The sequence below is a fragment of the Devosia sp. 1566 genome (assembly GCF_004005995.1).
Lineage (GTDB): Bacteria > Pseudomonadota > Alphaproteobacteria > Rhizobiales > Devosiaceae > Devosia.
Genome location: NZ_CP034767.1, coordinates 2,934,983 through 2,957,656, shown reverse-complemented (window position 1 = coordinate 2,957,656; position 22,674 = coordinate 2,934,983). Strand labels below are relative to the sequence as shown.

Genomic DNA, 22,674 nt, shown 5'->3' with positions numbered 1-22,674 from the left:
AGGACTTAGTGTCAAGGGATAGAGGTTCATTTGCTCACACCCACGCACCATCGCATTCTGCGCAGCCTGAATTCGTCGGGTCCGCTCACCCGGGCGGAGCTGGGCAGCCAACTCGCGCTCAGCAAGGCGGCGATGAGCGGGCTGACGCGCGAGCTGATCGAGGGCGCGCTGGTGGAGGAAACCACGAGCGTGCAGCGCCAGGGGCGGCCGGCTGTGCTGCTCGACCTGCGGGCGGATGGGGCTTATTTCATCGGCATTTCCCTGTTGAGCCGGCCCGCGCAGATCGCGCTGACCGATCTCAAGGGCAATATCTTTGCCCGGGCAGCGCTGGAGTTCGATCCCGACCCCGAGCGATTCGCCGATAATGTTGCGGCCGCGGTGCCGAGCTTGATCGATGGCATCGCGCGCGAGCGGCTGGCCGGGATCGGGGTGGCGCTGTCGGGCCTCGTGGATGAAGAGCAGGCGCGCTGCATCAAATCGACGCTCCTGGGCTGGCAGGATGTGCCGCTGGCGCAGCTGATCGGCAAGCGCGTCGGGGTGCCCACCTTTGTCGAGAACGACGCCAAGGCGCTGGCGATCAGCGAAAAGCATTTCGGGGAAGCGCGCGAGTTCAACAATTTCAGCGTGATTTCGCTGGGGGGCGGGATCGGCTCGGCCCATTTCATCCATGGGCGGCTTTATCGCGGGGCGCATGGCGGGGCGGGTGAGATCGCTCATTGCACCATCGAGTTGCAGGGACGGCCCTGCCGCTGCGGCAAGGTGGGGTGCCTCGACACCGTCGCCTCGCTCAATGCGCTGGCCGAACTGGCGCGTGAGGACGGGCTGCAGATTTCCTCGCTGAGCGAGCTTGAGCACGAGGCGACGAATGGGTCATCGGCCGCCATCCGGATCCTGCATCGCGCGGGCTCGGCGCTGGGGCTGGCGATCGCCACTGTGATCCAGATCAACGATCCGCAGATGATCTTGATCGCGCATCAGGAAAAGAGCTTTTCGGGGCTGTTTGCCACGGTGATGCAGCAGGCCATCGAAGCCAATGTGCTGCCGCGCCTGTCGGGCCGCACCCCCATCCGCACCGAGCGGGTGGACAATGATGTGTGGAGCCGGGGCGCCGCGAGCGTGGTGGCCGAAAGCTTCTTGAATGGTCTTATCTAATGGAAGGAAGATGCATGCGCATTGCCGTTGCCGGTCTGCATGTCGAATGTAGCACATATAATCCCGTTCTGGCGCGCGAGGCCGATTTCCGCGTGCTGCGCGGGCCTTCGATGATCAAGGACGGCTATTTCGAGTTCCTGACCCATTTCCCGGCTGAGTTCATCACCGTGCTGCATGCCCGCGCCATTGCGGGTGGTCCGGTCGAGGGCGCGATCTATGCGACCTGGAAGGCGGAGATCCTCGAGGGCATCCGCGCGGCACTGCCGCTCGATGGGGTGTACCTCGCCATGCATGGCGCGATGTTTGTCGAGGGCCTGCAGGATGCCGAGGGCGACCTGATCAGCGCGGTACGCGAGCTGGTGGGCCCCGATGTGCTGATTTCGGCGAGCTATGACCTGCATGGCAATGTCAGCCAGCGCATCATCGACAGCCTCGACATGTTCTCCACCTATCGCACCGCACCCCATATCGACGTGGCCGACACGATGCGCCGGGCGGTGACCATGCTGGTGCGTGCTCTCTCGAGCGGCGAGCGGCCGCATATCGTCTGGGCACCGGTGCCGGTGCTGCTGCCCGGCGAGCGGACCAGCACGCAGGACGAGCCCGCCAAGACCTTTTATGCGCAGATGCAGGCGGTGGAAGACCCCACGGGCATCTGGGATGCGTCGTTCCAGGTGGGCTATGTCTGGGCCGACGAGCCGCGCGCTACGGCTTGCGCGGTGGTGACGGGCGTCAATCGTCCCGCAATGGACGAAGCGGCCAAGCATCTGGCGCAGGACTATTGGAATGTGCGCGAAGAGTTCCGCTTCGGCCCCAAAACCGGCAGCATTGATGAATGCGTCGACTGGGCGGTTAGTTCGCCCACGGCGCCGGTGGTGCTGGCCGAGGCGGGGGATAACCCCACCGGCGGCGGCGTCGGCGATCGCGCCGAAGTGCTGGCGGCGCTGATCGAGCGCAACGCCGAAGGCGTGGTATTTGCCGGGATCACCGACAAGGCGGCGACCGATGCCGCCTATGCGGCCGGGATCGGCGCCAAGCTGCATCTTCGCATCGGGGCGAGCCTTGATGTGTCGAGCACGCCGGTCGAGGCCGAGGTCGAGGTCGTCAAGCTGCTGGAAGTCGAGCAGGAGCGGCTGCGGGAAGCGGTGGTGCGGATCGGTGGGATCGAGCTGGTGCTGACCTCGCGCCGGCGGCCCTTCCACTATATCGCTGACTTCACCAAGCTCGGGCTTGATCCCGTGGCGGCCAAGATCGTGGTGGTCAAATCGGGATATCTCTCGCCCGAGTTGAGCCCGATCGCCAATCCCAATTTGATGGCCCTGTCGCCGGGGGTGGTGGACCAGTTCGTGGAGCGCCTCGAGCGCAACCACAAGCCGCACCCGACCTATCCGTTCGACAAGGATTTCTCGTTCGTGCCGGAAGCCGTGCCTTCCGCCCGCGCCGAGCGCGCCAAGCGCTAAGCAATTCGGAGCTATTTGCCCATGACTACGCCCGCGCCCGTCCTGTCCGTTCGCAACCTGACCACATCCTTCCGCACTGGCGGGGAGTGGAACAGCGTTGTGCGCAATGTATCCTTTGACGTCATGCCGGGGGAAACCGTGGCCATTGTCGGGGAGTCGGGGTCGGGCAAGAGCGTGACCTCGCTGTCGGTGATGCGGTTGCTGCCCCCGGGCAGCAGCCGGATCGAGGGCGAAATCCTGCTCAATGGCCGCTCGCTGCTGCCATTGAGCGAAGAAGACATGCGGCGGGTGCGCGGCAACGAGATCTCGATGATCTTCCAGGAGCCGATGACGTCGCTCAACCCGGTGTTCACGGTGGGGCGGCAGATCGCCGAAGCCCTGACCTGCCACAATCCGATGAGCGCGGCCGAAGCGCGGGCGGAAACCATTCGCCTGCTCGAGCGGGTGCGCATTCCCAATGCCGCGGGGCGCCTCAAGGAATATCCGCACCAGTTTTCGGGGGGGATGCGGCAGCGCGTGATGATCGCCATGGCGCTCGCGAGCCGCCCAAAGCTGCTGATCGCCGATGAGCCGACCACCGCGCTCGACGTGACCATCCAGGGGCAGATCCTCGACCTGATCAAGGCGCTGCAGGAAGAAGAGGGCATGTCGGTGCTCTTCATCACGCACGATATGGGCGTGGTGGCCGAGATCGCCGACCGCACCGTCGTGATGTATCGGGGCGACGCGGTGGAAACCGGTGCCACCGCTGACCTGTTCCGGGGCGCCCAGCATCCTTATACGCGCGCGCTGCTGGCCGCCGTGCCGCAGCTGGGCGCGATGAAGGATGAGCCCAAGCCGCGCCGCTTTGCCATTATCGACCCGCAAACCGGCGCGGCTAGCGAGTCGGCCCCGACCACGCGGGAAGTGGACCGAACCGCCCCGATCCTCAAGGTCAAGAATCTCGTGACCCGCTACGATCTCAGCGGCCGCTTCCTGCGCGGACCCGGGGGCGCCGTGCATGCGGTCGAGGATGTGAGCTTTGAGCTTTATCCCGGCGAAACCCTCTCGCTGGTAGGGGAATCGGGCTGCGGCAAGTCAACGATCGGCCGCTCCATCACCCGGCTGACCACACCCCGCAGCGGGGAAGTGGATGTGGAAGGGCGCGATATCCTCAGCCTCTCCGGCAGCAATTTGCGCGAGCTGCGCCAGACCGTGCAGATGATTTTCCAGGATCCGTTTGCCAGCCTCAATCCGCGCATGCGGATCGGGGAAGCGCTGATGGAGCCCTTTCTCGCCCATAAGCTGGGCACCCGGGCCGAGGCGCGCGACAAGGCGCTGCACCTGCTCGAGGAAGTGGGACTATCGCCCGAAATGGCCAAGCGCTTTCCCCACGAGTTTTCGGGCGGGCAGCGCCAGCGGCTCTGCATTGCCCGGGCGCTGACGCTCGATCCCAAGGTGATCGTGGCCGATGAAGCGGTGTCGGCGCTCGATGTGTCGATCAAGGCGCAGGTGATCAACCTGATGCTCGACCTGCAGGAGCGGCTGAACCTTTCCTATCTCTTCATCTCGCACGATATGGCGGTGGTGGAGCGGGTGAGCCACCGCGTGGCGGTGATGTATCTGGGCGAGATCGTCGAGATCGGGCCGCGCCAGGCGATCTTTGCCAATCCCCAGCACGCCTATACCCGCAAGCTGATGGCGGCGGTGCCGGTGCCCGATCCGGCGCGCCGGCAGGTACGGCGGCCCGTATCCAACGACGAATTGCCCAGCCCGGTCCGGCCGGCCGGCTTTGTGCCGCCCAAGCGGCGCTACGAGGAAGTGGCGCCGGGTCATGTGGTGCAGGTCGCCTAGGGACGGCGAATAATTTGTTTGGTCTGCCCCTCCGGCTGGCCTAACCAGCTTGATTTGCCGCGCGAAAGGCTTTCCAAGCGCGGGACGACCAGATTTTGGAGACAATGCAGTGAGCAGTTCGACCCCGATGCCGGATATTCGTGTGTTCCCGACAGCGGAGGAAGCCGAGATCAGTGTTGCAGCGGAGCTCGGGGCGCAGCTGCGGGCGGCTCCGGCGAGCGTTTTGGGCCTCGCCACGGGCAATTCCATGATCGGGGTTTATCGTGAGCTCGTGCGGCTGCACCGCGACGAAGGTTTGTCCTTTGCGGGGATGACGAGCTTCAATCTCGATGAATATTGCGGGCTGGCAGCGGACGATCCGTCGAGCTTTGCCGCCTATATGCACCGGCACCTGTTCGACCTGGTGGATGCTGATACCAGCAAGCTGCACCTGCCGGATGGCAACTCGGCCGAGGCCGGGGCCGCCTATGAGGCCTCCATCACGGCAGCCGGCGGGATCGAGCTGCAGCTGCTGGGCATTGGCCGCAACGGTCATATCGGGTTCAACGAGCCCGGCTCGCCGCAGAATTCGCGCACGCGGATCGTCGAGCTGGCGCAGCGCACCCGCGAGGTTAATGCTACCGATTTCCCGCCCGGCGCCGAGGTGCCCCACCACGCGGTGACCATGGGTATCGCCACCATTCTCGACTCGCGCCGCATCATCCTGTTGGCAACGGGCGCGGCCAAGGCGGAAGCACTGGCCGATGCGATGACGGGAGCTGTGCGGGCCGAAAACCCAGCCTCGTTCCTGCAGACCCATCCGCGCGTCACCCTGGTCTGTGACGAGGCGGCAGCGGCGCTGTTGCCGGCCCAGTTGCGCGGCTAGCCTCAACCGGGGCCAGCCGGTGCAGGAAGGCCGTGACAGGGCGCCACAATATCGCTAGCCAATAGCCTCTTACCGGAGGAGGCTTAGGCATGCGGGTATTGGTGATTGGCGCGGCGGGGATGGTCGGTCGCAAGCTGACGGAGCAATTGGTGCGCTCCGGCAAGGTGGGCGAGCAAGCGATCGAGCAGCTGACCCTGGTGGATGTGATCGAGCCGGCGCGCCCCGAGGGGCTGGCGGTGGAGCTGCGCGCGGCGGACCTGTCGGATGCCGGCGTGGCCGAAGAGCTGATTGCGGGCCGGCCGGACCTGATCTTTCATCTCGCCGCCATTGTTTCGGGGGAAGCGGAAGCGGATTTCGAGAAGGGCTATCGCATCAATCTCGATGGCACGCGGGCGCTGCTGGAAGCGATCCGGCTAGCGGGCGCGGGTGGCGGCTACTGCCCGCGCGTGGTGTTCACCTCCTCGATCGCCGTGTTTGGCATGCCATTCCCCGATGTGATCGGGGACGAACAGATGCTGACGCCGCTCACGAGCTATGGCGTGCAAAAGGCGATCTGCGAATTGCTGCTGGCCGATTATTCCCGGCGCGGCTTTCTCGATGGCGTGGGCATTCGCCTGCCCACGATCGTGGTACGGCCGGGCAAGCCCAACAAGGCGGCGTCCGGGTTCTTTTCGGGAATCTTGCGCGAGCCGCTCAATGGGCAGGAAGCCGTGTTGCCGGTGGATGAAAGCGTGCGCCACTGGTTCGCGAGCCCGCGTTCGGCGGTGGGGTTCCTGCTGCATGCGGCGACCATGGATACGGCGGCCTTGGGCAATCGGCGCTCGCTCAACATGCCGGGCGTGAGCGCCACGGTGGCGGAAGAAATCGCGGCGCTGCAACGGGTAGCCGGGGACGAGGCGGTGGCGCTGATCCGCCGCGAGCCCGATCCGACTGTAGCCGGCATGGTCAGCGGCTGGGCGCGCAATTTCGATCCGCAGCGGGCAAAGGCGTTGGGCTTCCGGGCCGAAAACTCGTTCGACGAGATCGTTCAGGTGTTCATCGAGGACGAAATGGGCGGCAGGCCGAAGCTCGGCTAACCGCCTCTCCGATCAGGGTTCTTCGCCAAAGGTGGTCTTGGTGTCGTCCAGCACATGGGCTGCCGGGACCGCCGCTTCGTTGGTCTCGACCCCTTCGCCGGGCTCCTGGGGAATGGGCATATAGCCCTGGGCCATGAGCCAATCCTGGACCACGACATTGACCGCTTCCTCGCGGGACAAGCGCGGAGTGGGGGGCTCGTCGGTCTTGTCGATGAAGCGATCGAGCGCGGCGAGGGTCGCGGCATCGAGGAAGGCGAGGTCGTTGGTCATGGGTGTAGGTTCTCAAGAAGGTGGGCCAGCATAGCGGGGCCGAGGGCGGCAGCAAAGGAGCAAGAAGGTCATGACAACGGATGTGCGGGGCGGTGCGGTGTTGGGGACTTTCCTGCATGCGCCGAGGCCGGAGCGGCTCGACGTACTGGTTGATACGCTGATCTGCGTGGACGAGGCGGGGGTGATCAGCCGTGTTTTGCCCGCTTTCAGCCATGAAGGTGAACGGGTTCTGAACGAGTTGGGCGAGCGCGTCATTCGGCTGCCGGACGGGCATTATGGCTTGCCCGGTCTGGTCGACCTGCATGTGCATGCGCCGCAATATCCGCAACTGGGATTGGCGCTCGACGAGCCGCTCGAAGTGTGGCTGCAAAAATATACCTTCCCGCTCGAAGCGCAGTATCGCGACCTCGACTTTGCCCGCGAGCGCTATAGCGTGCTGGTGGCGGACCTCCTCGCGGGTGGGACGACCACGGCGCTGTACTTCGCCACCCAGGATCGGGCGGCGACGGAAGTGCTGGCCGATCTGTGCATCGCGGCGGGGCAGCGGGCGCTGATCGGCAAGGTGGCGATGGACGATCCGGCGGCGTGCCCGCCCGATTACCGCGACGAGAGTGCCGAAGCGGCGGTGCGCGATACCCGTGCGGTGATCGACTATATCCGTGGGCATGCCGACAATGGCGAGGGGCGGGTGCTGCCGGTGGTAACACCGCGCTTCGTGCCCTCCTGCACCGATGCGGCGCTCGAGGGGCTGGGGCAGCTGGCGCGCGATTGCGATTGCCATGTGCAGACCCATTGCTCGGAAAGCGACTGGGCGCACAACTATGCCTTTGAGCGGTTCGGCATCAGCGATGCGGCTGTCTTGGACCGGTTCGGGTTGCTGGGGCGGCGATCCGTGGTGGCGCATGCGCCTTTCCTATCGGAAGCGGATATGGACCTGCTGGTCGAGCGGGGATCGGCGGTGGCCCATTGCGCGCTCTCCAATATCTATTTCGCCAACAGCGTCTTTCCGCTGCGCCAGGCGCTGGAAAAGCAGCTGCATGTGGGGCTGGGGACCGATATTTCGGGTGGGCCCAGTGCCTCGATGTGGGAGGCGTGCCGCACAACGGTGCAGGTGTCGCGCATGCTCGAAGAAGGGGTGGACCCGGCGCTGCCGGCGGCCGAGCGCGGGCGTGGCACGGGACGGGTGGATCTCGTCACCGCCTTTCACTTGGCAACGGCCGGGGGCGGGGTGGCGCTCGACCTGCCGATCGGGGTGTTTGCGGAGGGTTATCGGTTCGATGCACTCGCCATCGACACCCGGGCGGTGGATGGCGGGATACGCCTCTTCGGGCAAACCGAGCCCGCGGCAGTGTTCGAAAAGATCGTTTATGGCGCCAATCGCAGCAATGTTGCTGCCGTCTGGGTGGACGGGATTTGCCGTGTCGACCGGGGCCGGCGGGAGGGTGCCGGGAGCGGCGGCAATCACGCCTAAACCATTGGGCGCAGATTCATTTTTGGAGTCGGAACGAATCACCGGGCGCGGGATTGAGTCGGCCTGTTAGTGATTCGAGAGTACCCGCCATGCCTGCTTCGCGCCCGGCCTGGAGGGGCCAGATACGCCTCTCCCTGGTCTCGATTGCCGTCGAGCTTTATCCGGCCCAAACCGAAGCACGCACCCGATTCCGAATGATCCACCAGCCGACGATGCAGCCGGTCCACTATGAAAAAGTGGTGGATGGGATTGGCGCGGTCGAGCCCGAAACCATCATCAAGGGCTTTGAATATGAAAAGGGCGAGCATGTGCTGCTGAGCGAAGACGAGCTCGACGCGGTCAAGCTCGAAACCAAGCGCACGCTCGAGTTGTCGCAGTTCGTTGAACTGAGCGAAATCGATCCGGTGTATTTCAGCAAGGCCTATTACGTGCAGCCGGCGGACGATCTGGCCGAGGATGCCTATGTGGTGATCCGGGACGCGTTGCAGCAAGGGCAGAAAGTTGGGATTGGGCAGATCACCATGAATGGCAAGGAGCATCTGGCAGCGTTGCAGGCTTCGGGCGAGGGGCTGGTGCTCAATACGCTGCACTATAAGGAAGAGCTCAAGGATGAGCGCGAGTTCTTTGGCCGCATCGACGCGGCGCCCGCCGATGAGGCGGCCGTCAAGATGGCGATGGCGCTGATGGAACGGCAAACCGAAAAATTCGATATCGCCGCCTTCCACAATCATTATGAGGACAGCGTCAAGGAGCTGATCACGGCCAAGCTCAAGACGCATACCAAGCGCACCAAGCCCAAGGCGGAGCCGGCCGAGACCATCAAGGGCAGCAGCAATGTGATCGATCTGATGGCTTCACTCAAACGCTCGATCGAGCAGGCGCCGGCGGCTGAAGCCAAGCCGAGCGCACCGCGGCGGGCGGCGGCGGCGAAGGCACCCAAGGCGCCTTCCACATCGAGCAAGGCGCCCGCCAAGCGCGCCCCTGCCAAACGCGCGCCGGCCAAAAAGGCGGGCTAGCGTTCAGCGGGTCAGCAGTGCCCGGCTGGCACAGAAATTGGCTCAGCCAAAGCGGATCAGCGCCTTGAGGAAGCCATCGGGACGATCCCGAGTGGTGTCGAGGGCGGTGTCGAGCTCTTCGAGCGCAAAATCATGGGTGTAAAGGCTCGATGGATCGAGCTTGCCAGCCATGATGGCGTCGGCGGCGTCGCGGATGCCCTGAATGTAGATCTTGGGATCGCGCTCATGGGCGTTGATCACGTCGAGCCCGCGCCAGTTCCAGAGCTGCATGTTGATCTGACGCGGCCCATCCTGGTGATAGCCGGCAACGATCAGCTTGCCGCGCTCGCGGGTCAGCTCGGCCGCCAGATCAAGCGGCCATTGCTTGCCCACCGCTTCAATGACGCGATCGCAGAACTGGCCGTCGGTCAGTGCCTTGACCTGCTCGATGATCTGCCAGTGATCGTTCATCGGGATCACTTCGGCGGCGCCCATGGATTTGGCGATATCGAGGGAATAGGGGCGGCGCGAAATGGCGATGACCCGGGCGCCGGCGCGCGAGGCCAGCTGGGTGAGGAGCGCGCCCAGAAAACCGATGCCGACAATGGCAACGGTCTGGCCGGGCTGGATGTCGCTGCGCTTGAAGATGTTCATGGCGCAGCCCAGCGGCTCGCCGGGGAAGGGCTGATTGTCGAGGGCGGCGGGCAGCTTGACCACAGCATCGGCTTCGGCCACGTCGTGGGTGGCGTAGCTATGATAGGAGAGCGCGGCCACGCGGTCGCCGACCGCCAGACCGGTCACTCCTTGGCCTACCGTATCGATGCGCCCCCAGCCTTCATGGCCAAGCCCGCCCGGCTCGGTGGGGAACTGCATCCATTCCGGGCCCGCCCAGGGGGTGAGATTGGACGCACAAACGCCGCAGCCTTCGAGCGCTACGCGGACCTGGCCGGGGCCGGGCTGGGGCGCGGGCTGGCGATCAATGCGGATGGCGCCGGGGCCGGTAACCACTGCGGCCGCCATCTCGGGTGCTGCTGCCTCGATCTCGCTCATGACCTGCCTTTCGGTTGAGTTTCGGGGCGCCCAAAGGGGCGCAATCAGGGGTGTCTTGGTAGCGCAAGGCGGGGCGGTTGTCCGCAAGTTTTGCTGCGAGGGAACTGCGTCAGATGGGGTCAGGGGAGGAGGGCCGCTCTTGGGTGGGTGGTTAGCGGAGGGACCCCCTCCCTAGCAGCCATTCGGGCATAGCCCTCATGGCCTTCTCACCTCAAATCGCTCCACCGGAGCGATTTGCCCTGCGGTCGGTTCGAAGCCCCTCAAGGGGGAGGGGACGATAGTGCCAGGCTTCGGTTCAAATAGAGGGGTGTAATTGCGTCAAATCGCTTCCGAGCCTTCTGCCCTGCGGTCGGCTCGAAGCCCCTCAAGGGGGAGGGGACTGGATGCGGGCTGGCGGGAAATGAGCTTACACGCAGGACATCGTAGAGATAAAATCGGGGGCGCGGAGGGAAGGTCGCGCCCGACACCAAGGAGCATAAATGCGGGTTGGTATTCTTTGGTTCCGCCACCCGGTAAATAAAACAGGTGATAAGTAACTTGGGTTAATTTGACTGCCTTGAGGGGTGCGGAGCGGGCTGGTGTGCTTGACCTGAAAGCATCATCTAAGTACATGAAGCTGAGGCAGCTTTGCTGCTGCGCTGGTTTCCCTGGCGGCGATTTTCCGGTTCATGCAGCCCCTCAGGGTTGCCCGGTTGCCGCAATCGGGGGAAACTGGCTTTGGTTGTTCTTTTCTGCCGAAATCTCGGCGGATCTTCAAGCGTCAGGTGCACATGACTCACGTTCTTATCACTGGTGGTTGCGGCTTTATCGGCCGGTATGTGGCGCAGGAATTGCTGGCCAATAATTACCAGGTGCGCGTTCTGGACGCGATGATCGACCAGGTGCACGGGGATGCCGCAGCGCCAACCCCCGCCGGGGTCGAGGTGATCCGCGCCGATGTGCGCGACAAGGATGCGGTGAACGCGGCGCTCGAGGGCATCGACAGCGTCGTCCACCTGGCCGCCGAAGTGGGCGTGGGTCAATCCATGTATGAAATTGCCCGCTATGTCGGGGGCAATGATCTCGGCACCGCGGTGCTGCTGGAAGCCATGATCGATCGCCCGATCAAGCGCATAGTCGTGGCCTCCTCGATGAGTGTTTATGGCGAAGGCGTTTATGTCGGCCCCGAGGGGCAGCGGTTCGAAAGCATTCGCCGCCGCGCCGCCAGCGTCAAGACCGGCGCCTGGAACCCCACGGGCCCTAATGGCGAAACCCTGACGCCCGCGCCCACTGACGAGCAGAAGCCGGTGGACCTGGCCTCGATCTATGCGCTGACCAAATATTCCCAGGAACGGCAGGTGCTGATCTTTGGTGAGGCCTATGGGGTCGACGCCGTGGCGCTGCGCCTGTTCAACGTGTTTGGCCCCGGCCAGGCGCTGTCCAATCCCTATACCGGCGTTTTAGCCAATTTCGCCTCGCGCCTCACCAATGGGCAGCCGCCCATGATCTTTGAGGATGGCGAGCAGCGCCGCGACTTCGTGCATGTGCGCGATGTGGCCCGCGCCTTCCGGCTGGCGCTCGAAGGGGCCGAAGCACCCGGCCATGTCATCAATGTGGGCAGCGGCAATGCCTATACGATCACCCAGGTCGCAACGCTCCTGGCCGAAGCCATGGGCGTGCCCCAGATCGCCCCAGACATCATGGGCAAGGCGCGCTCGGGCGATATCCGCAACTGCTTTGCCGATATCTCCAAGGCGCGCGAGCTGCTCGGCTTTGAGCCGCAGCATCGGCTCGAAGATTCGCTGGGCGAGCTGGCGGACTGGGTGCGCGAGGCGCAGGCGATCGACCGGGGCGCCGAAATGAAGCGCCAGCTGGAGGAGCGGGGTTTGGTTTCGTGACAGCGAGCAAACCACTCAGCGCCAGCGCCATGAGCAAGGCCCCTGCTGCCGGCACCATCGTGGTGGTGGGCGGGAGCGGCTTTGTGGGCTCCAATCTCGCCGACAGCTTTTTGCGCGATGGCGAACAGGTGGTGGTGCTCGACAATCTCAGCCGCCCCGGCGTCGAGCAGAACCTGGCCTGGCTCAAGCAGAACCATGGCGAGCGCGTGCAGCTGGCGCGCGCCGATATCCGCGACCTGGCGGCCATCAAGCCGGTGTTTGCCGAGGCCAAGGCGGTGTTTCACCTAGCCGCGCAAACTGCGGTGACGACGAGTCTTGTCGATCCGCTCGATGATTTTGAGGTCAATGCGCGCGGCACGATCAATGTGCTCGAGGCCGTGCGCGCGGCAGGGCGCAATGCCCCGGTGGTGTTTTCGAGCACCAACAAGGTTTATGGTGGTCTCGAGGACATGGCCATGGCCGAAAGCGACGGGCGCTATCTGCCTGTCGACGAGGTGATGCGGGCCCGCGGCGTGTCGGAAGACCGCAAGCTCGATTTCTGCACGCCCTATGGCTGCTCCAAGGGCGTGGCGGACCAATATGTGCTCGATTATGCCAAGAGCTTTGGCTTGCCTACGGCGGTGCTGCGCATGAGCTGCATCTATGGGCCGCGCCAGTTCGGCACCGAGGACCAGGGTTGGGTCGCCCATTTCCTGATCCGGGCGCTCAAGGGCGAGCCGATCACGCTTTATGGTGACGGCAAGCAGGTGCGCGATGTGCTCCATGTCAGCGATGCCGTGGCGGCTTATCGCAACGTTCTGAGCAATATCGGCAAGGTTTCGGGCCGGGCGTTCAACTTGGGCGGGGGGCCGCGCAATGCGGTCAGCCTCAACATGGTGCTGGCCGAAATCGAGCAGCTGGTCGGGCGCAAGGTCGAGATCGGCTATGGCGACTGGCGGGCCGGCGATCAGCTGTATTTCGTGGCCGATACCGGCCGGCTCGAAGCGGAACTGGGCTGGAGCGCGCGGATGGGCTGGCGCGAGGGGATCGTGGATCTGTGCAATTGGCTGGCGCCACAGCACGCCATTGCGGTGCCCAAGGCAAGCCAGCAGCGGGTGCGGGCGTAATGGCCGAGGCAATCGGGGCCGCCAATGGCAACAGCACCGGGCCGCAGCCGCGGCGGGTGCTGATGTCGCTGGATGCCGTGGGCGGGGTGTGGCGCTATGCCATGGACCTGGCTTCGGCGCTGCGCGAGCAGGGCTTCAGCTTTGTGTTTGCCGGGTTTGGGCCGGGGCCTTCAGTGGCGCAGGTCGAGGAGGCCCAGCGGCTGGGCACGCTGGTGTGGCTCGAAGCGCCGCTGGACTGGACCGCCCAAAACGAGGCAGCGCTGGATGGTGTGCCGGGGCTGATCGCCGCGTTGGCCGAAGAGCATCAGGTGGATCTGGTGCATCTCAACCTGCCCTCGCAAGCCTATGGGCTCAAGCTGGATGTGCCGGTGCTGGTGGTGAGCCATTCCTGCGTCGTCACCTGGTTTGCCGCGGTGCGCAATGGGCCGGTGCCGCTGGACTGGCACTGGCAGCAGCGGCTCAACCGGGGCGGGTTCGACCATGCCGATGCGGTGGTGGCGCCGAGCGAAACCCATGCCGACATGCTGCGCCGCAGCTATGGCCCGATCAAGGGGCTGCAGGTGATCTATAATGGCGCCCATCCGACGCCGTCCGAGATCGACAAGGCCGAACTGGTGTTTGCTGCCGGGCGCTGGTGGGACGATGGCAAGAATGGCCGGGTGCTGGACGAGGCGGCTGAGCACACGGTGTGGCCGGTGGTGATGGCGGGGGCCAATAGCGGGCCCAATGGGCAGTTCCTGGCCATCGAGCATGCCGATCATCGGGGCGAGCTAACTCATGGCGGGGTCAAGGCGCTGATGGCGGAAGCCGCCATTGTCGCGTCGCCTTCGCTCTATGAGCCATTCGGGCTGGCGCCGCTGGAAGCGGCGGGGGCGCGGGCGGCGCTGGTGCTGGCCGATATCCCAACCTATCGCGAACTCTGGGATGGGGTGGCGCTGTTTGCCGGCCCGCATGACCCCAAGGCCTTCGCCGACCGCATCAACCAGTTGGCGGGCGATCCCGCGCTGCGGGCGGACCTGGCGGCCAAGGGGCAGGAGCGCGCCCAGCGCTTCAGCGTTGCCGCGCAAGCGGGCGCGATGGGCGAGCTGTATCGCCAGCTGTTGTCGGCCGGTGCCGTTGCGGGCCGTGCCTAAGGATTTCTGATGCGTTTTGTTTTTTATACCCACTCGCTGGTTTCCGATTGGAACCACGGCAATGCCCACTTCCTGCGCGGGGTGATGCGCGACCTGGTCCGGCGCGGCCATGAGGCGCTGGCGCTCGAGCCCGCCGATGCCTGGAGCCGGCAGAACCTGCTGGCCCAGCAGGGCGCAGGGGCGGTCGAGCGCTTTGCCAGCGATTTCCCGATGCTGCGCTCCGAGCAATATGGGGCCGGGTTCGACCACGAAGCGGCGCTGGCCGAGGCCGATGTGGTTGTCGTGCATGAATGGACCGAGCCGGCGCTGGTGGCGCGGATCGGGGAGTTGCGGCGCGATGGTGCGCCCTGGACGCTGCTGTTCCATGACACCCATCACCGCGCGGTTTCGGCCGAAGGCGATATTGCCGGGCTCGAGCTCGAGCATTACGACGCGATCCTCGCCTTTGGCGAAACGCTGCGCGAGCGCTATTTGCGGGCGGGCTGGGGCAAGCAGGTGTTCACCTGGCACGAAGCGGCGGACGATGCGCTGTTCCACCCCATGCCCGAGATCGAGCGGACGCGCGACCTGATCTGGATCGGCAATTGGGGGGACGATGAGCGCACCGCCGAGATCGCCAGTTTCCTTGTCGAGCCAGCGCGGCAGCTCAAGTTGACGGGAACGGTGCGCGGCGTGCGCTATCCGGAATCGGCGCTCGCCGCGCTTAATGCGGCCGGGCTCGATTATGGCGGCTGGATCGCCAATGCCGATGCACCGCGCGCCTTTGCGCAGCACCGCGTCACCGTCCATATTCCGCGCCGCCCCTATGTGCAGAACCTGCCGGGCATCCCGACCATTCGCATGTTCGAGGCGCTGGCCTGCGGCATTCCGCTGATCTCGGCGCCCTGGAGCGATGCTGAGGGGCTGTTCCGGGCGGGCACGGATTTCCTGTTTGCCCGCGATGGCGCGGATATGCAGCGCCTGCTGGCCGAAGTGCTGGCCGACCGCGACCGGGCGGCGGCGCTGGCGGTGGCGGGTCTCGAAACCATCCAGGCGCGCCATACCTGCCGGCACCGGGTCGACGAATTGCTGGCCATCCTCGGCCAGCACGGCACGGCCCGCGTTTCCAACCAACTTGCCCCCGGGGAGGCCGCCTCTTGAAGATCGCATTTTATGGCTCGAGCCTGCTGTCCGCTTACTGGAACGGCGCCGCCACCTATTATCGCGGCCTGCTACGGGCGCTGGCGGCGCGCGGCTATGACATCACGTTCTACGAACCCGATGTGTATGACCGCCAGAAGAACCGCGACATCGATCCACCGGAATGGTGCAAGGTCGTCGTTTATGACGGCACGATCGAGGCGCTGAAAAAAGCGGCCGCCCATGCGGTGGAAGCCGATATCGTGGTCAAGGCCAGCGGCGTTGGCTACGAGGACGATCTGCTGCTCGATGAAGTGCTCAAGGCCTCGCGGCCGGGCGCGCTCAAGATTTTCTGGGATGTGGATGCGCCGGCGACCCTGGCCGAGCTGCGCGCCGCGCCCGAACACCCCTTGCGCCGCGCGCTGGGGCAGATTGATCTGGTGCTGACCTATGGCGGCGGCGACCCGGTGGTTGCGGCCTATAAGGCGGTGGGTGCCAAGGAATGTATCCCGGTTTACAACGCGCTCGATCCGCAGACCCATCATCCGGTGGCGCCCAATCCGCGCTTCACCGCCGATCTCGGATTTTTAGGCAATCGCCTGCCGGACCGCGAAGCCCGGGTGGAACACTTCTTCCTGGAGCCGGCGGCGCGCACGCCCGGCCAGCGCTTCATGCTGGGTGGCTCGGGCTGGCACGACAAGCCGATGGCCAGCAATATCAACTATATCGGTCATGTGCCGACGGGCGAGCACAATGCGTTCAATGTGACGCCCAAGGCCGTGCTCAATATTTCGCGCGAAAGCATGGCCAGCAATGGCTTTTCGCCGGCAACGCGCGTGTTCGAGGCGGCAGGCGCCGGAGCGTGCCTGATCACTGATTTCTGGGAAGGAATCGAGTTGTTCCTCGAGCCCGAAACCGAAGTGCTGGTCGCGCGGGACGGGCAGGACGTGGCCGAGATCATGGCAGCCCTATCTCCCGAGCGGGCGCAGGCGATCGGGCAGGCGGCGCTGGCGCGGGTGCTGCGCAAGCACACCTATGACCACCGGGCGGTGGAAGCGGACCGGATCTTCCGGGAGTATAGCGAGCGGGTCGGCGAGGCCGCGCAATGACCGAGCATTTCGATCTGGTCGTTGTCGGGCTGTCCCTGAGCTCGTCCTGGGGCAATGGGCATGCAACGACCTTCCGGGCGCTGTTGCGCGGCGTTGCCGCCGAGGGCAAGCGCGTGCTGTTCCTGGAGCGCGACGTGCCCTGGTACGCCAATAACCGCGACCTGCCAGACCCGGACTTTTGCGAACTGGCCTATTACAGCAGCGTCGATGACCTGCTCGCGCGCTTTGGCGCGACGCTGCAAGCGGCCGATGCGGTGCTGGTGGGCTCTTATGTGCCCGAGGGTGTTGCCGCTATCGATGCGCTGTCGAGCCTGGGGCTGACGCGGTTCTGCTTTTACGACATCGACACGCCGGTGACCCTCGCCAAGCTCGACCGGGGCGACGAGGAATATCTGGCGCGCCGGCAGATCCCGCTGTTTGACATCTATTTCTCGTTTTCGGGCGGGCCGGTGCTGACGCGCCTTGAAACCGAATATGGTGCCAAGCGGGCTGAAGCCCTGTATTGCTCGGTGGATGCCAAGCGTTACGGGCCCACTGGCGCTGAGATGCGCTGGGACCTCGGTTATCTCGGCACCTATAGCCCGGATCGGCAGCCGACGCTGGAGCGGCTGCTGCTGGAGCCGGCGCGGCAATTGCCGGAGCGGCGCTTTGTGGTGGCAGGGCCGCAATACCCGGCCGAGATCGACTGGCCGGCCAATGTGGAGCGGATCGAGCACTTGCCGCCGGCCGAACATGCCGCATTTTACAGCGCGCAACGCTTTACCCTCAATGTGACGCGCGCCGACATGATTGCGGCGGGTTGGTCGCCCAGCGTGCGCTTGTTCGAGGCGGCGGCGTGCCGCACGCCGATCATCAGCGATATCTGGCCGGGCCTGACCGAATTGTTGCCGGAAGGGGAAGCCATCGTGCTCGCCCGCACGAGCGACGATGTGATCGATGCGCTGGAATCGCTGAGTGAAGCGCAGCGCGAAGCCATGGCGGCGAAGGCCCAGAGCCTGGTGCTGGCGGGTCATACCGGAGAAGCGCGGGCGCGCGAATTGCTGGCGGCGCTGGCCTCACTCTAGCGGGCAGGGCAGCGCTTGGCTCACGAAACTGTGTCCTTCTTGCCACAGATTGGGGCTTGCAAACGGGTGTGACTGGTCCGCCCAAGTTATGCCGATGTTGCATATCATCCATGCGTCAACTTTTACGGCTATGCGCCATTCGGAATTTGCCGAAAGAGCATAGAGCCAAACCTATTGGGTACTGAGTTGACGCGTTCACGCCTTGAGCTGCCGAATCGACGCCATTTTCTGCACATCATGGGCGCCGGCCTGGCGCTCCTGTCGACGACTTCGCTTTCGAGCACGGCTTATGCCGCACTCGAGGAGCGGCAGGAATTTGCCTTTGATTTCGACGCGTTCAGCGCGCGCATGAAGGATATCGGCGCAGCCCCTTACCAGAAGCCGGTGTTCAACCTGCCGGAAAGCTTTACCGGGCTTGATTACGACGCTTATCGGCGCATCCAATATCGTGGCGAGCGCGCCAAGTGGGCCGGCGATGACCACGGCTACCAGGTGCATGGCTTCCATCTGGGCTGGTTGTTTGCCGAGCCGATCCGCATCTACGAGATCGAAGGCGGGGTGGCGCACCCCATGGAATTCAGCGCCGACGATTTTGAGTACCACGATACCGAAGTGGATGCCGCCGCCCACGCTCAGCCATTCCCCGGCATTGCGGGCTTTCGCCTCAACTATCCGCTCAACCGCCCCGAAGCCTGGGATGAGCTGATTTCGTTTCTGGGCGCGAGCTATTTCCGCGCGCTGGGGCGGGACAATGTTTATGGGCTGAGCGCACGCGGTGTGGTGCTTAATTCCTGGGTCGAGGGGCCCGAGGAGTTTCCGCGCTTTTCCGAGTTCTACCTGCAAAAGCCACAAGGCGACGAGCCGCTGGTGGTTTATGCCGCGCTTGAGGGCCCGAGCCTTGCCGGCGCTTACCGCTTTGTGTTCACCCCGGGCAGCGACACCAACCAGGCCACGGCCATGGATGTGACGGCGCGCCTGTACTTCCGCGAGGACGTCAAGGAACTGGGTATAGCGCCGCTGACCTCGATGTTCCTTTATGCCGAAGCCAATCGCGCCGGCTTTGACGATTACCGGCCGCAAGTGCATGACAGCAATGGCTTGCTGATCGAGCGCGAGAACGGGGAAGTGCTGTGGCGCGCGCTCAGCAATACCGATGCGCTGGGCAATTCCTATCTGTGGGAAAACAATCCACGCGCGTTCGGTCTTTATCAGCGCGGCCGCGATTTCGAGACTTACCAGGATGCCGGCGCCCATTACGAGCGCCGCCCTTCGGTGCGCATCGAGCCAATTGGCAATTGGGGCGAAGGGACGGTCAGGTTGATCGAAATTCCTTCGACACTCGAGGTGGACGACAACATCGTTTCGTTCTGGATCCCGGCCGAACCCGTTGTGGCGGGGTCGGAACGCGAATTCAGCTACAAGCTGATCTGGGGCGATCTTGATCCGAGTGAAGACGCGCCAATCGCCTATGTCGCCGAAACGCGGGCCGGGCAGGGCGGGGTCTCGGGTGTCGCCAATGCCGCCAATCTGCGCAAATTCGTCGTCGACTTCAAAGGCGGTGAACTCGCCGGCATGCCCGAGGACGCGCGTATCGACGTGCTCGCGACCGTCTCGAGCGGCGTGGTGCGCCATTCCGCGCTGTCCAAAGTGCCGGCCAATGGCACCTGGCGGCTGGTGCTCGATATCGAGGCGGACGCTTTGAACCCGATGGAAATCATGGCCTATCTTGTGGGCTCCGGCCGCAAGCTGACCGAAACCTGGCTGTATCAGTGGAGGCCAACCCATGAAGTATGATGGCGACCTCTTCTTTGCCAGTGCCTTGCCTGACGCTCCCCTCCCCATGCCCAAGCAGCAGCTGGAGCGGCGCCGCTCCTTGTTCCAGGCCCTCCGCAATGCCATAACTGCCTTCTCGTGGCTCTGAGGGGAACTGGCGCCAACCATGCGGTTCATGGCTTACCTGCGATGATGAGGCCAGTCCTGGTGCGGGGTCTGGCGCTCCTGGTTGCTGCCGGCTCCAGCTTGTGGGGCGGCTATCTTTTTCTCCAGTATACGGGCGCGGACGGCATTTCGGTGCTCGATCTGGTGCGCGTGGCGCTGGTGGGGCTGAGCGGGTTCTGGCTGGTCTGGGGCGCGACGGCGGCGGTGCTGGGCGTGTTCACGCCGGCGCGGCGGCCCGCATTCGATGCTCGCGCCAAGCCCAAGGGGCTGACCGCAATCCTGGTGCCGATCTATAACGAGGACCCCGTGGCGGTGTTTGCGCGCATTGCCGCGATGAACCGCAGCCTTGTGGCGCTGGGCATCGCGGATCGCTTCCATATCGCCGTGCTCAGCGACAGCAATTCACTGGAAGCTGCGACGCAAGAAGCGGTGTGGTTCGAGCAGTTGATCCGCGAGCCCGGGGCGGCTGGGCGGATTTTCTATCGGCGGCGCGAAAACAATGTCGGCAAGAAAGCCGGCAATATCGAGGATTTCATCTCCCGCTCCGGCGCCGCCTATGATTATGCGCTGATCCTGGATGCCGACAGCCTGATGGAAGGGGAAACCATTGGCGAGCTGGCGCGGCGCATGGATGCGGACGCGAGCCTGGGGCTGCTGCAAACCGTGCCGCGCGTCATCAATGCCAGGACCCTGTTCGGGCGTTGCATGCAGTTTTCGGCCGGCTATCTGTCGCCCGCCTTTGCGCGTGGCGCGGCGCTGATGCAGGGGCGCGAAGGGCCCTATTGGGGGCATAATGCCATTGTGCGGGTAAGCGCCTTTGCCGCCAATTGCGGGCTGCCGGTGTTGTCGGGCAAGCCGCCGCTGGGCGGGCATATTTTGAGCCACGATTATGTGGAAGCCGCGCTGCTGTCGCGCGGCGGCTGGACCGTGATGGTCGATCCCGCGCTCGAGGGCTCCTATGAAGAGGGGCCGGAAAACCTCATCGAATATGCCAAGCGCGATCGGCGCTGGTGCCAGGGCAATCTGCAGCATTGGCGGCTGCTGGCGGCGCCAGGGCTGAAATGGTGGAGCCGGTTCACCTTTGTGCAGGGGGTCATGGCTTACATGGCTTCCCCATTCTGGCTGCTGCTGCTGGCGGCAAGCATTATTGCAGCGGTGTTTCCGCGCCAGCCGATCGTGTTGCCGGCGCTGCCGCAGGCGACGGGCGGCATCTGGGGGCTGGGGCTTGCCGTGGCGCTGGTGCTGGTCCTGCCAAAACTGCTGATCCTCTTGCGTGGCATGGTGGACGGGCAGAACCGGCGTGTTGGGGGCACGGGCGTGGCCCTCTTGTCGGTGCTGGGGGAGATCGTGTTTTCCACGGTCCTCGCGCCCGTGATGCTGCTGCTGCAAAGCCGGGCGGTGGTGCAGGTGCTGCTGGGGATCGATGGCGGCTGGCCCGCCACCCACCGGGCGCAAACCGGGTTGACGCTGCGGCAGGCCTGGTCCGCAAGCTGGTGGATCGTGCTGACGGGCGTGGTGACGCTGGGGCTGACCCTCGCCCTCGCGCCCGGGGCGGCGCTCTGGCTGGCGCCTGCCATGCTGCCCGCGATCCTTGCGCCAGTGTTGATTGCCGCGAGCTCGCATGCCTCGACGAAATCGAAACTGCCAAGGCTGTTCCGCACGCCGACCGAGCAGTGCATCACCCCTGTGATGAAGGAGCATGTGGCCATCATGGAGCAATGGCAGGGCAAGCCGGAAACGGACCTGACAGCGAGCAAGATCGGCCAGCATGTCCACGCTTGAGCCGGCGGTCAGCCGGACCCAGGCAGGGCACACCTTAAGGACCAGGGGCACTGCCAGCGGAGCGCTGGCGCGGGAGGCGAGTGCCCCCGCCAGCCGGCGCGATCCGCGGCTCGACATGTTTCGCGGCCTGGCGCTGGTGATGATCTTCATCAACCATGTGCCGGGCACGATCTACGAGAATTTCACCAGCCGCAATTTCGGCTTTTCCGACGCGGCGGAAGCCTTTGTGTTCATGTCGGGTTTGGCGGCGGGGCTGGCCTATTCCAATAGCTTTCGCACCGGCTCGTTCTGGGCGGGGCTGGCCAAGGTTTGGGCGCGGGCGCGCCAGCTTTATCTCGTGCACCTGACTATGACGGTGGTGACGCTGGCGATCTTTGCCGCGGGCGCCTTGTGGTTCGGCCTGCCCAATATGTTGCTCACCAACAATGTGGCGGCGCTGTTCAAGCAGCCGCTCGGAGTGATGATCGGCATTCCGCTGCTGAGCCACCAGCTGGGCTATCTCAATATCTTGCCCCTATATTTTGTGCTGCTCCTGGCGACGCCGGCGCTGCTTTGGGCCGGGCTGCGCAAACCGCTCTGGGTGATGGCGGGCTCGGTGCTGGTCTGGATAGTGGCGGGGCAGTTCCGGCTCAATTTCCCCAGCTATCCCGCCCCAGGCGGCTGGTTCCTGGGGCCGCTGTCCTGGCAGATCCTTTTTATCGTCGGCTTGCTTTCGGGCGCGGCGATGAAAGTGGGGGAAAGCTTGGTGCCGGCCAACAAGACCTTGTTCCGCGTGGCGCTCGGCTTTGTGCTGTTCGTGCTGCTGTGGGCGCGCATTCCGGCGCTGGCGGAAGCGGGGCGCGGGGTGTTAGGGGCGCTGAGCCGGGCCGGGCTGCCGTTCTACATCACCTGGTTCGACAAGACCTATCTGGCGCTGCCGCGGCTGCTGCATGCCCTGGCGCTGTTTTATGTCTTTGCCTGCCTGCCCTGGACCCGACAGATCGCGGGGTCGCCCTATGCCGCGCCCTTGCGCTGGATGGGCCAGCAGGGTCTTGCGGTTTTTGCCACCGGCACATTGATCAGCATGGCGCTGCAAACGATCAAGACCGGGGTTTCGCCCGATCCGCTGCTGGATGGGGCCATGTTGCTGGCGGGCCTGGCCATGCAATTGCTGCTGGCCTGGACGCTGGTGCAAACAGCCCGGCTGCGGCGCCGGTCATCACCTGCTCCCGCCTGAGTTCTTGGCGAAAGCCGCCGCCGCAGCCTGAGCTCTTGCGCAGCGAATTTCTCGCGGCGGGTGCAAAAGACGCTTTCACGCTCCCTGATCGGCCGTATATCACCGCGCGTGCAGAACGTTGATTGCACCGGCACCTATGGCCGCCGGTTTCGCGCAGA

General features: G+C 64.7%; 18 protein-coding genes and 1 pseudogene. 17 read left to right on the top strand and 2 right to left on the bottom strand.

Annotated elements, in window-relative coordinates:
- The first annotated feature begins 30 nt into the window (after window positions 1–30).
- The 5 genes from ELX51_RS14185 (at window position 31) to denD (ending at window position 6,386) form a co-directional block, all read left to right on the top strand.
- A complete protein-coding gene (locus ELX51_RS14185) occupies window positions 31–1,152 on the top strand; it encodes an ROK family transcriptional regulator (protein WP_127754137.1) in 1,122 nt (373 codons plus the stop codon).
- Between the two features lie 14 nt (window positions 1,153–1,166).
- Entirely contained in the window at window positions 1,167–2,612 is a 1,446-nt protein-coding gene (locus tag ELX51_RS14180; RefSeq protein ID WP_127754136.1) for a M81 family metallopeptidase, read from the top strand.
- Window positions 2,613–2,633: 21 nt separating this feature from the next.
- Entirely contained in the window at window positions 2,634–4,445 is a 1,812-nt protein-coding gene (locus ELX51_RS14175; protein ID WP_127754135.1) for an ABC transporter ATP-binding protein, read from the top strand.
- Window positions 4,446–4,554: 109 nt separating this feature from the next.
- The gene (locus tag ELX51_RS14170; RefSeq protein ID WP_248305128.1) at window positions 4,555–5,310 is read left to right on the top strand and encodes a glucosamine-6-phosphate deaminase; all 756 of its coding nucleotides are present in this window, start codon (window positions 4,555–4,557) and stop codon (window positions 5,308–5,310) included.
- 89 nt (window positions 5,311–5,399) lie between these two features.
- Entirely contained in the window at window positions 5,400–6,386 is a 987-nt protein-coding gene (gene denD, locus ELX51_RS14165; RefSeq protein WP_127754134.1) for a D-erythronate dehydrogenase, read from the top strand.
- A gap of 12 nt (window positions 6,387–6,398) precedes the next feature.
- On the opposite strand, the gene ELX51_RS14160 is transcribed toward denD, so the two are convergent.
- The gene (locus tag ELX51_RS14160; protein ID WP_127754133.1) at window positions 6,399–6,656 is read right to left on the bottom strand and encodes a hypothetical protein; all 258 of its coding nucleotides are present in this window, start codon (window positions 6,654–6,656) and stop codon (window positions 6,399–6,401) included.
- Window positions 6,657–6,726: 70 nt separating this feature from the next.
- Between ELX51_RS14160 and guaD the strand changes: the two genes are divergently transcribed.
- Both guaD and ELX51_RS14150 read left to right on the top strand, forming a co-directional pair.
- Window positions 6,727–8,127: a guanine deaminase gene (guaD, locus tag ELX51_RS14155; RefSeq protein ID WP_127754132.1), complete on the top strand. Its 1,401-nt coding sequence runs from the start codon at window positions 6,727–6,729 to the stop codon at window positions 8,125–8,127.
- A gap of 89 nt (window positions 8,128–8,216) precedes the next feature.
- Complete coding sequence (locus tag ELX51_RS14150; RefSeq protein WP_127754131.1) at window positions 8,217–9,143, top strand: Ku protein; 927 nt, start codon at window positions 8,217–8,219, stop codon at window positions 9,141–9,143.
- A gap of 42 nt (window positions 9,144–9,185) precedes the next feature.
- On the opposite strand, the gene ELX51_RS14145 is transcribed toward ELX51_RS14150, so the two are convergent.
- Window positions 9,186–10,172, bottom strand: coding sequence for a zinc-binding dehydrogenase (locus tag ELX51_RS14145; RefSeq protein WP_248305127.1), 987 nt, complete (start codon window positions 10,170–10,172; stop codon window positions 9,186–9,188).
- A 770-nt stretch (window positions 10,173–10,942) separates the two neighbouring features.
- Here ELX51_RS14145 and ELX51_RS14140 point away from each other — a divergent pair.
- From ELX51_RS14140 to ELX51_RS14100, 10 genes and pseudogenes are all read left to right on the top strand, one after another.
- Window positions 10,943–12,049 carry an SDR family NAD(P)-dependent oxidoreductase gene (locus ELX51_RS14140; RefSeq protein WP_127754130.1) on the top strand — a complete coding sequence of 369 codons (1,107 nt, stop codon included), beginning with the start codon at window positions 10,943–10,945 and terminating at the stop codon, window positions 12,047–12,049.
- Between the two features lie 56 nt (window positions 12,050–12,105).
- Window positions 12,106–13,077: pseudogene (locus ELX51_RS14135) on the top strand (NAD-dependent epimerase/dehydratase family protein); the annotation flags it as partial.
- Window positions 13,078–13,154: 77 nt separating this feature from the next.
- Complete coding sequence (locus tag ELX51_RS14130) at window positions 13,155–14,288, top strand: glycosyltransferase family 4 protein (protein WP_127754129.1); 1,134 nt, start codon at window positions 13,155–13,157, stop codon at window positions 14,286–14,288.
- A gap of 9 nt (window positions 14,289–14,297) precedes the next feature.
- The gene (locus ELX51_RS14125) at window positions 14,298–15,428 is read left to right on the top strand and encodes a glycosyltransferase (RefSeq protein ID WP_127754128.1); all 1,131 of its coding nucleotides are present in this window, start codon (window positions 14,298–14,300) and stop codon (window positions 15,426–15,428) included.
- Window positions 15,425–16,516, top strand: coding sequence for a glycosyltransferase (locus tag ELX51_RS14120; RefSeq protein WP_127754127.1), 1,092 nt, complete (start codon window positions 15,425–15,427; stop codon window positions 16,514–16,516). The genes ELX51_RS14125 and ELX51_RS14120 overlap by 4 nt, the downstream gene beginning before the upstream one ends.
- A complete protein-coding gene (locus ELX51_RS14115; RefSeq protein WP_127754126.1) occupies window positions 16,513–17,580 on the top strand; it encodes a glycosyltransferase in 1,068 nt (355 codons plus the stop codon). The genes ELX51_RS14120 and ELX51_RS14115 overlap by 4 nt, the downstream gene beginning before the upstream one ends.
- Before the next feature lie 186 nt (window positions 17,581–17,766).
- Window positions 17,767–19,374, top strand: a complete 1,608-nt coding sequence (locus ELX51_RS14110) for a glucan biosynthesis protein G (protein WP_206524633.1) — start codon at window positions 17,767–17,769, stop codon at window positions 19,372–19,374.
- On the top strand, window positions 19,364–19,501 hold the full coding sequence (locus tag ELX51_RS20080; protein ID WP_164854880.1) for a hypothetical protein: 138 nt from the start codon (window positions 19,364–19,366) through the stop codon (window positions 19,499–19,501). The genes ELX51_RS14110 and ELX51_RS20080 overlap by 11 nt, the downstream gene beginning before the upstream one ends.
- A 41-nt stretch (window positions 19,502–19,542) precedes the next feature.
- The gene (mdoH, locus tag ELX51_RS14105) at window positions 19,543–21,300 is read left to right on the top strand and encodes a glucans biosynthesis glucosyltransferase MdoH (RefSeq protein WP_127754125.1); all 1,758 of its coding nucleotides are present in this window, start codon (window positions 19,543–19,545) and stop codon (window positions 21,298–21,300) included.
- Window positions 21,287–22,516, top strand: a complete 1,230-nt coding sequence (locus ELX51_RS14100; RefSeq protein ID WP_127754124.1) for an OpgC domain-containing protein — start codon at window positions 21,287–21,289, stop codon at window positions 22,514–22,516. Before mdoH ends, ELX51_RS14100 begins: the two co-directional genes overlap by 14 nt.
- Window positions 22,517–22,674: the final 158 nt, after the last annotated feature.

Bases quoted from the DNA above. Each gene is read 5' to 3' on its own strand.
- ELX51_RS14180 (WP_127754136.1), top strand. From the start codon at position 1,167: ATGCGCATTGCCGTTGCCGGTCTGCATGTCGAATGTAGCACATATAAT.
- ELX51_RS14175 (WP_127754135.1), top strand. From the start codon at position 2,634: ATGACTACGCCCGCGCCCGTCCTGTCCGTTCGCAACCTGACCACATCC.
- denD (WP_127754134.1), top strand. From the start codon at position 5,400: ATGCGGGTATTGGTGATTGGCGCGGCGGGGATGGTCGGTCGCAAGCTG.
- ELX51_RS14160 (WP_127754133.1), bottom strand. From the start codon at position 6,656: ATGACCAACGACCTCGCCTTCCTCGATGCCGCGACCCTCGCCGCGCTC.
- guaD (WP_127754132.1), top strand. From the start codon at position 6,727: ATGACAACGGATGTGCGGGGCGGTGCGGTGTTGGGGACTTTCCTGCAT.
- ELX51_RS14150 (WP_127754131.1), top strand. From the start codon at position 8,217: ATGCCTGCTTCGCGCCCGGCCTGGAGGGGCCAGATACGCCTCTCCCTG.
- ELX51_RS14145 (WP_248305127.1), bottom strand. From the start codon at position 10,172: ATGAGCGAGATCGAGGCAGCAGCACCCGAGATGGCGGCCGCAGTGGTT.
- ELX51_RS14140 (WP_127754130.1), top strand. From the start codon at position 10,943: ATGACTCACGTTCTTATCACTGGTGGTTGCGGCTTTATCGGCCGGTAT.
- ELX51_RS14130 (WP_127754129.1), top strand. From the start codon at position 13,155: ATGGCCGAGGCAATCGGGGCCGCCAATGGCAACAGCACCGGGCCGCAG.
- ELX51_RS14125 (WP_127754128.1), top strand. From the start codon at position 14,298: ATGCGTTTTGTTTTTTATACCCACTCGCTGGTTTCCGATTGGAACCAC.
- ELX51_RS14115 (WP_127754126.1), top strand. From the start codon at position 16,513: ATGACCGAGCATTTCGATCTGGTCGTTGTCGGGCTGTCCCTGAGCTCG.
- ELX51_RS20080 (WP_164854880.1), top strand. From the start codon at position 19,364: ATGAAGTATGATGGCGACCTCTTCTTTGCCAGTGCCTTGCCTGACGCT.
- mdoH (WP_127754125.1), top strand. From the start codon at position 19,543: ATGATGAGGCCAGTCCTGGTGCGGGGTCTGGCGCTCCTGGTTGCTGCC.
- ELX51_RS14100 (WP_127754124.1), top strand. From the start codon at position 21,287: ATGTCCACGCTTGAGCCGGCGGTCAGCCGGACCCAGGCAGGGCACACC.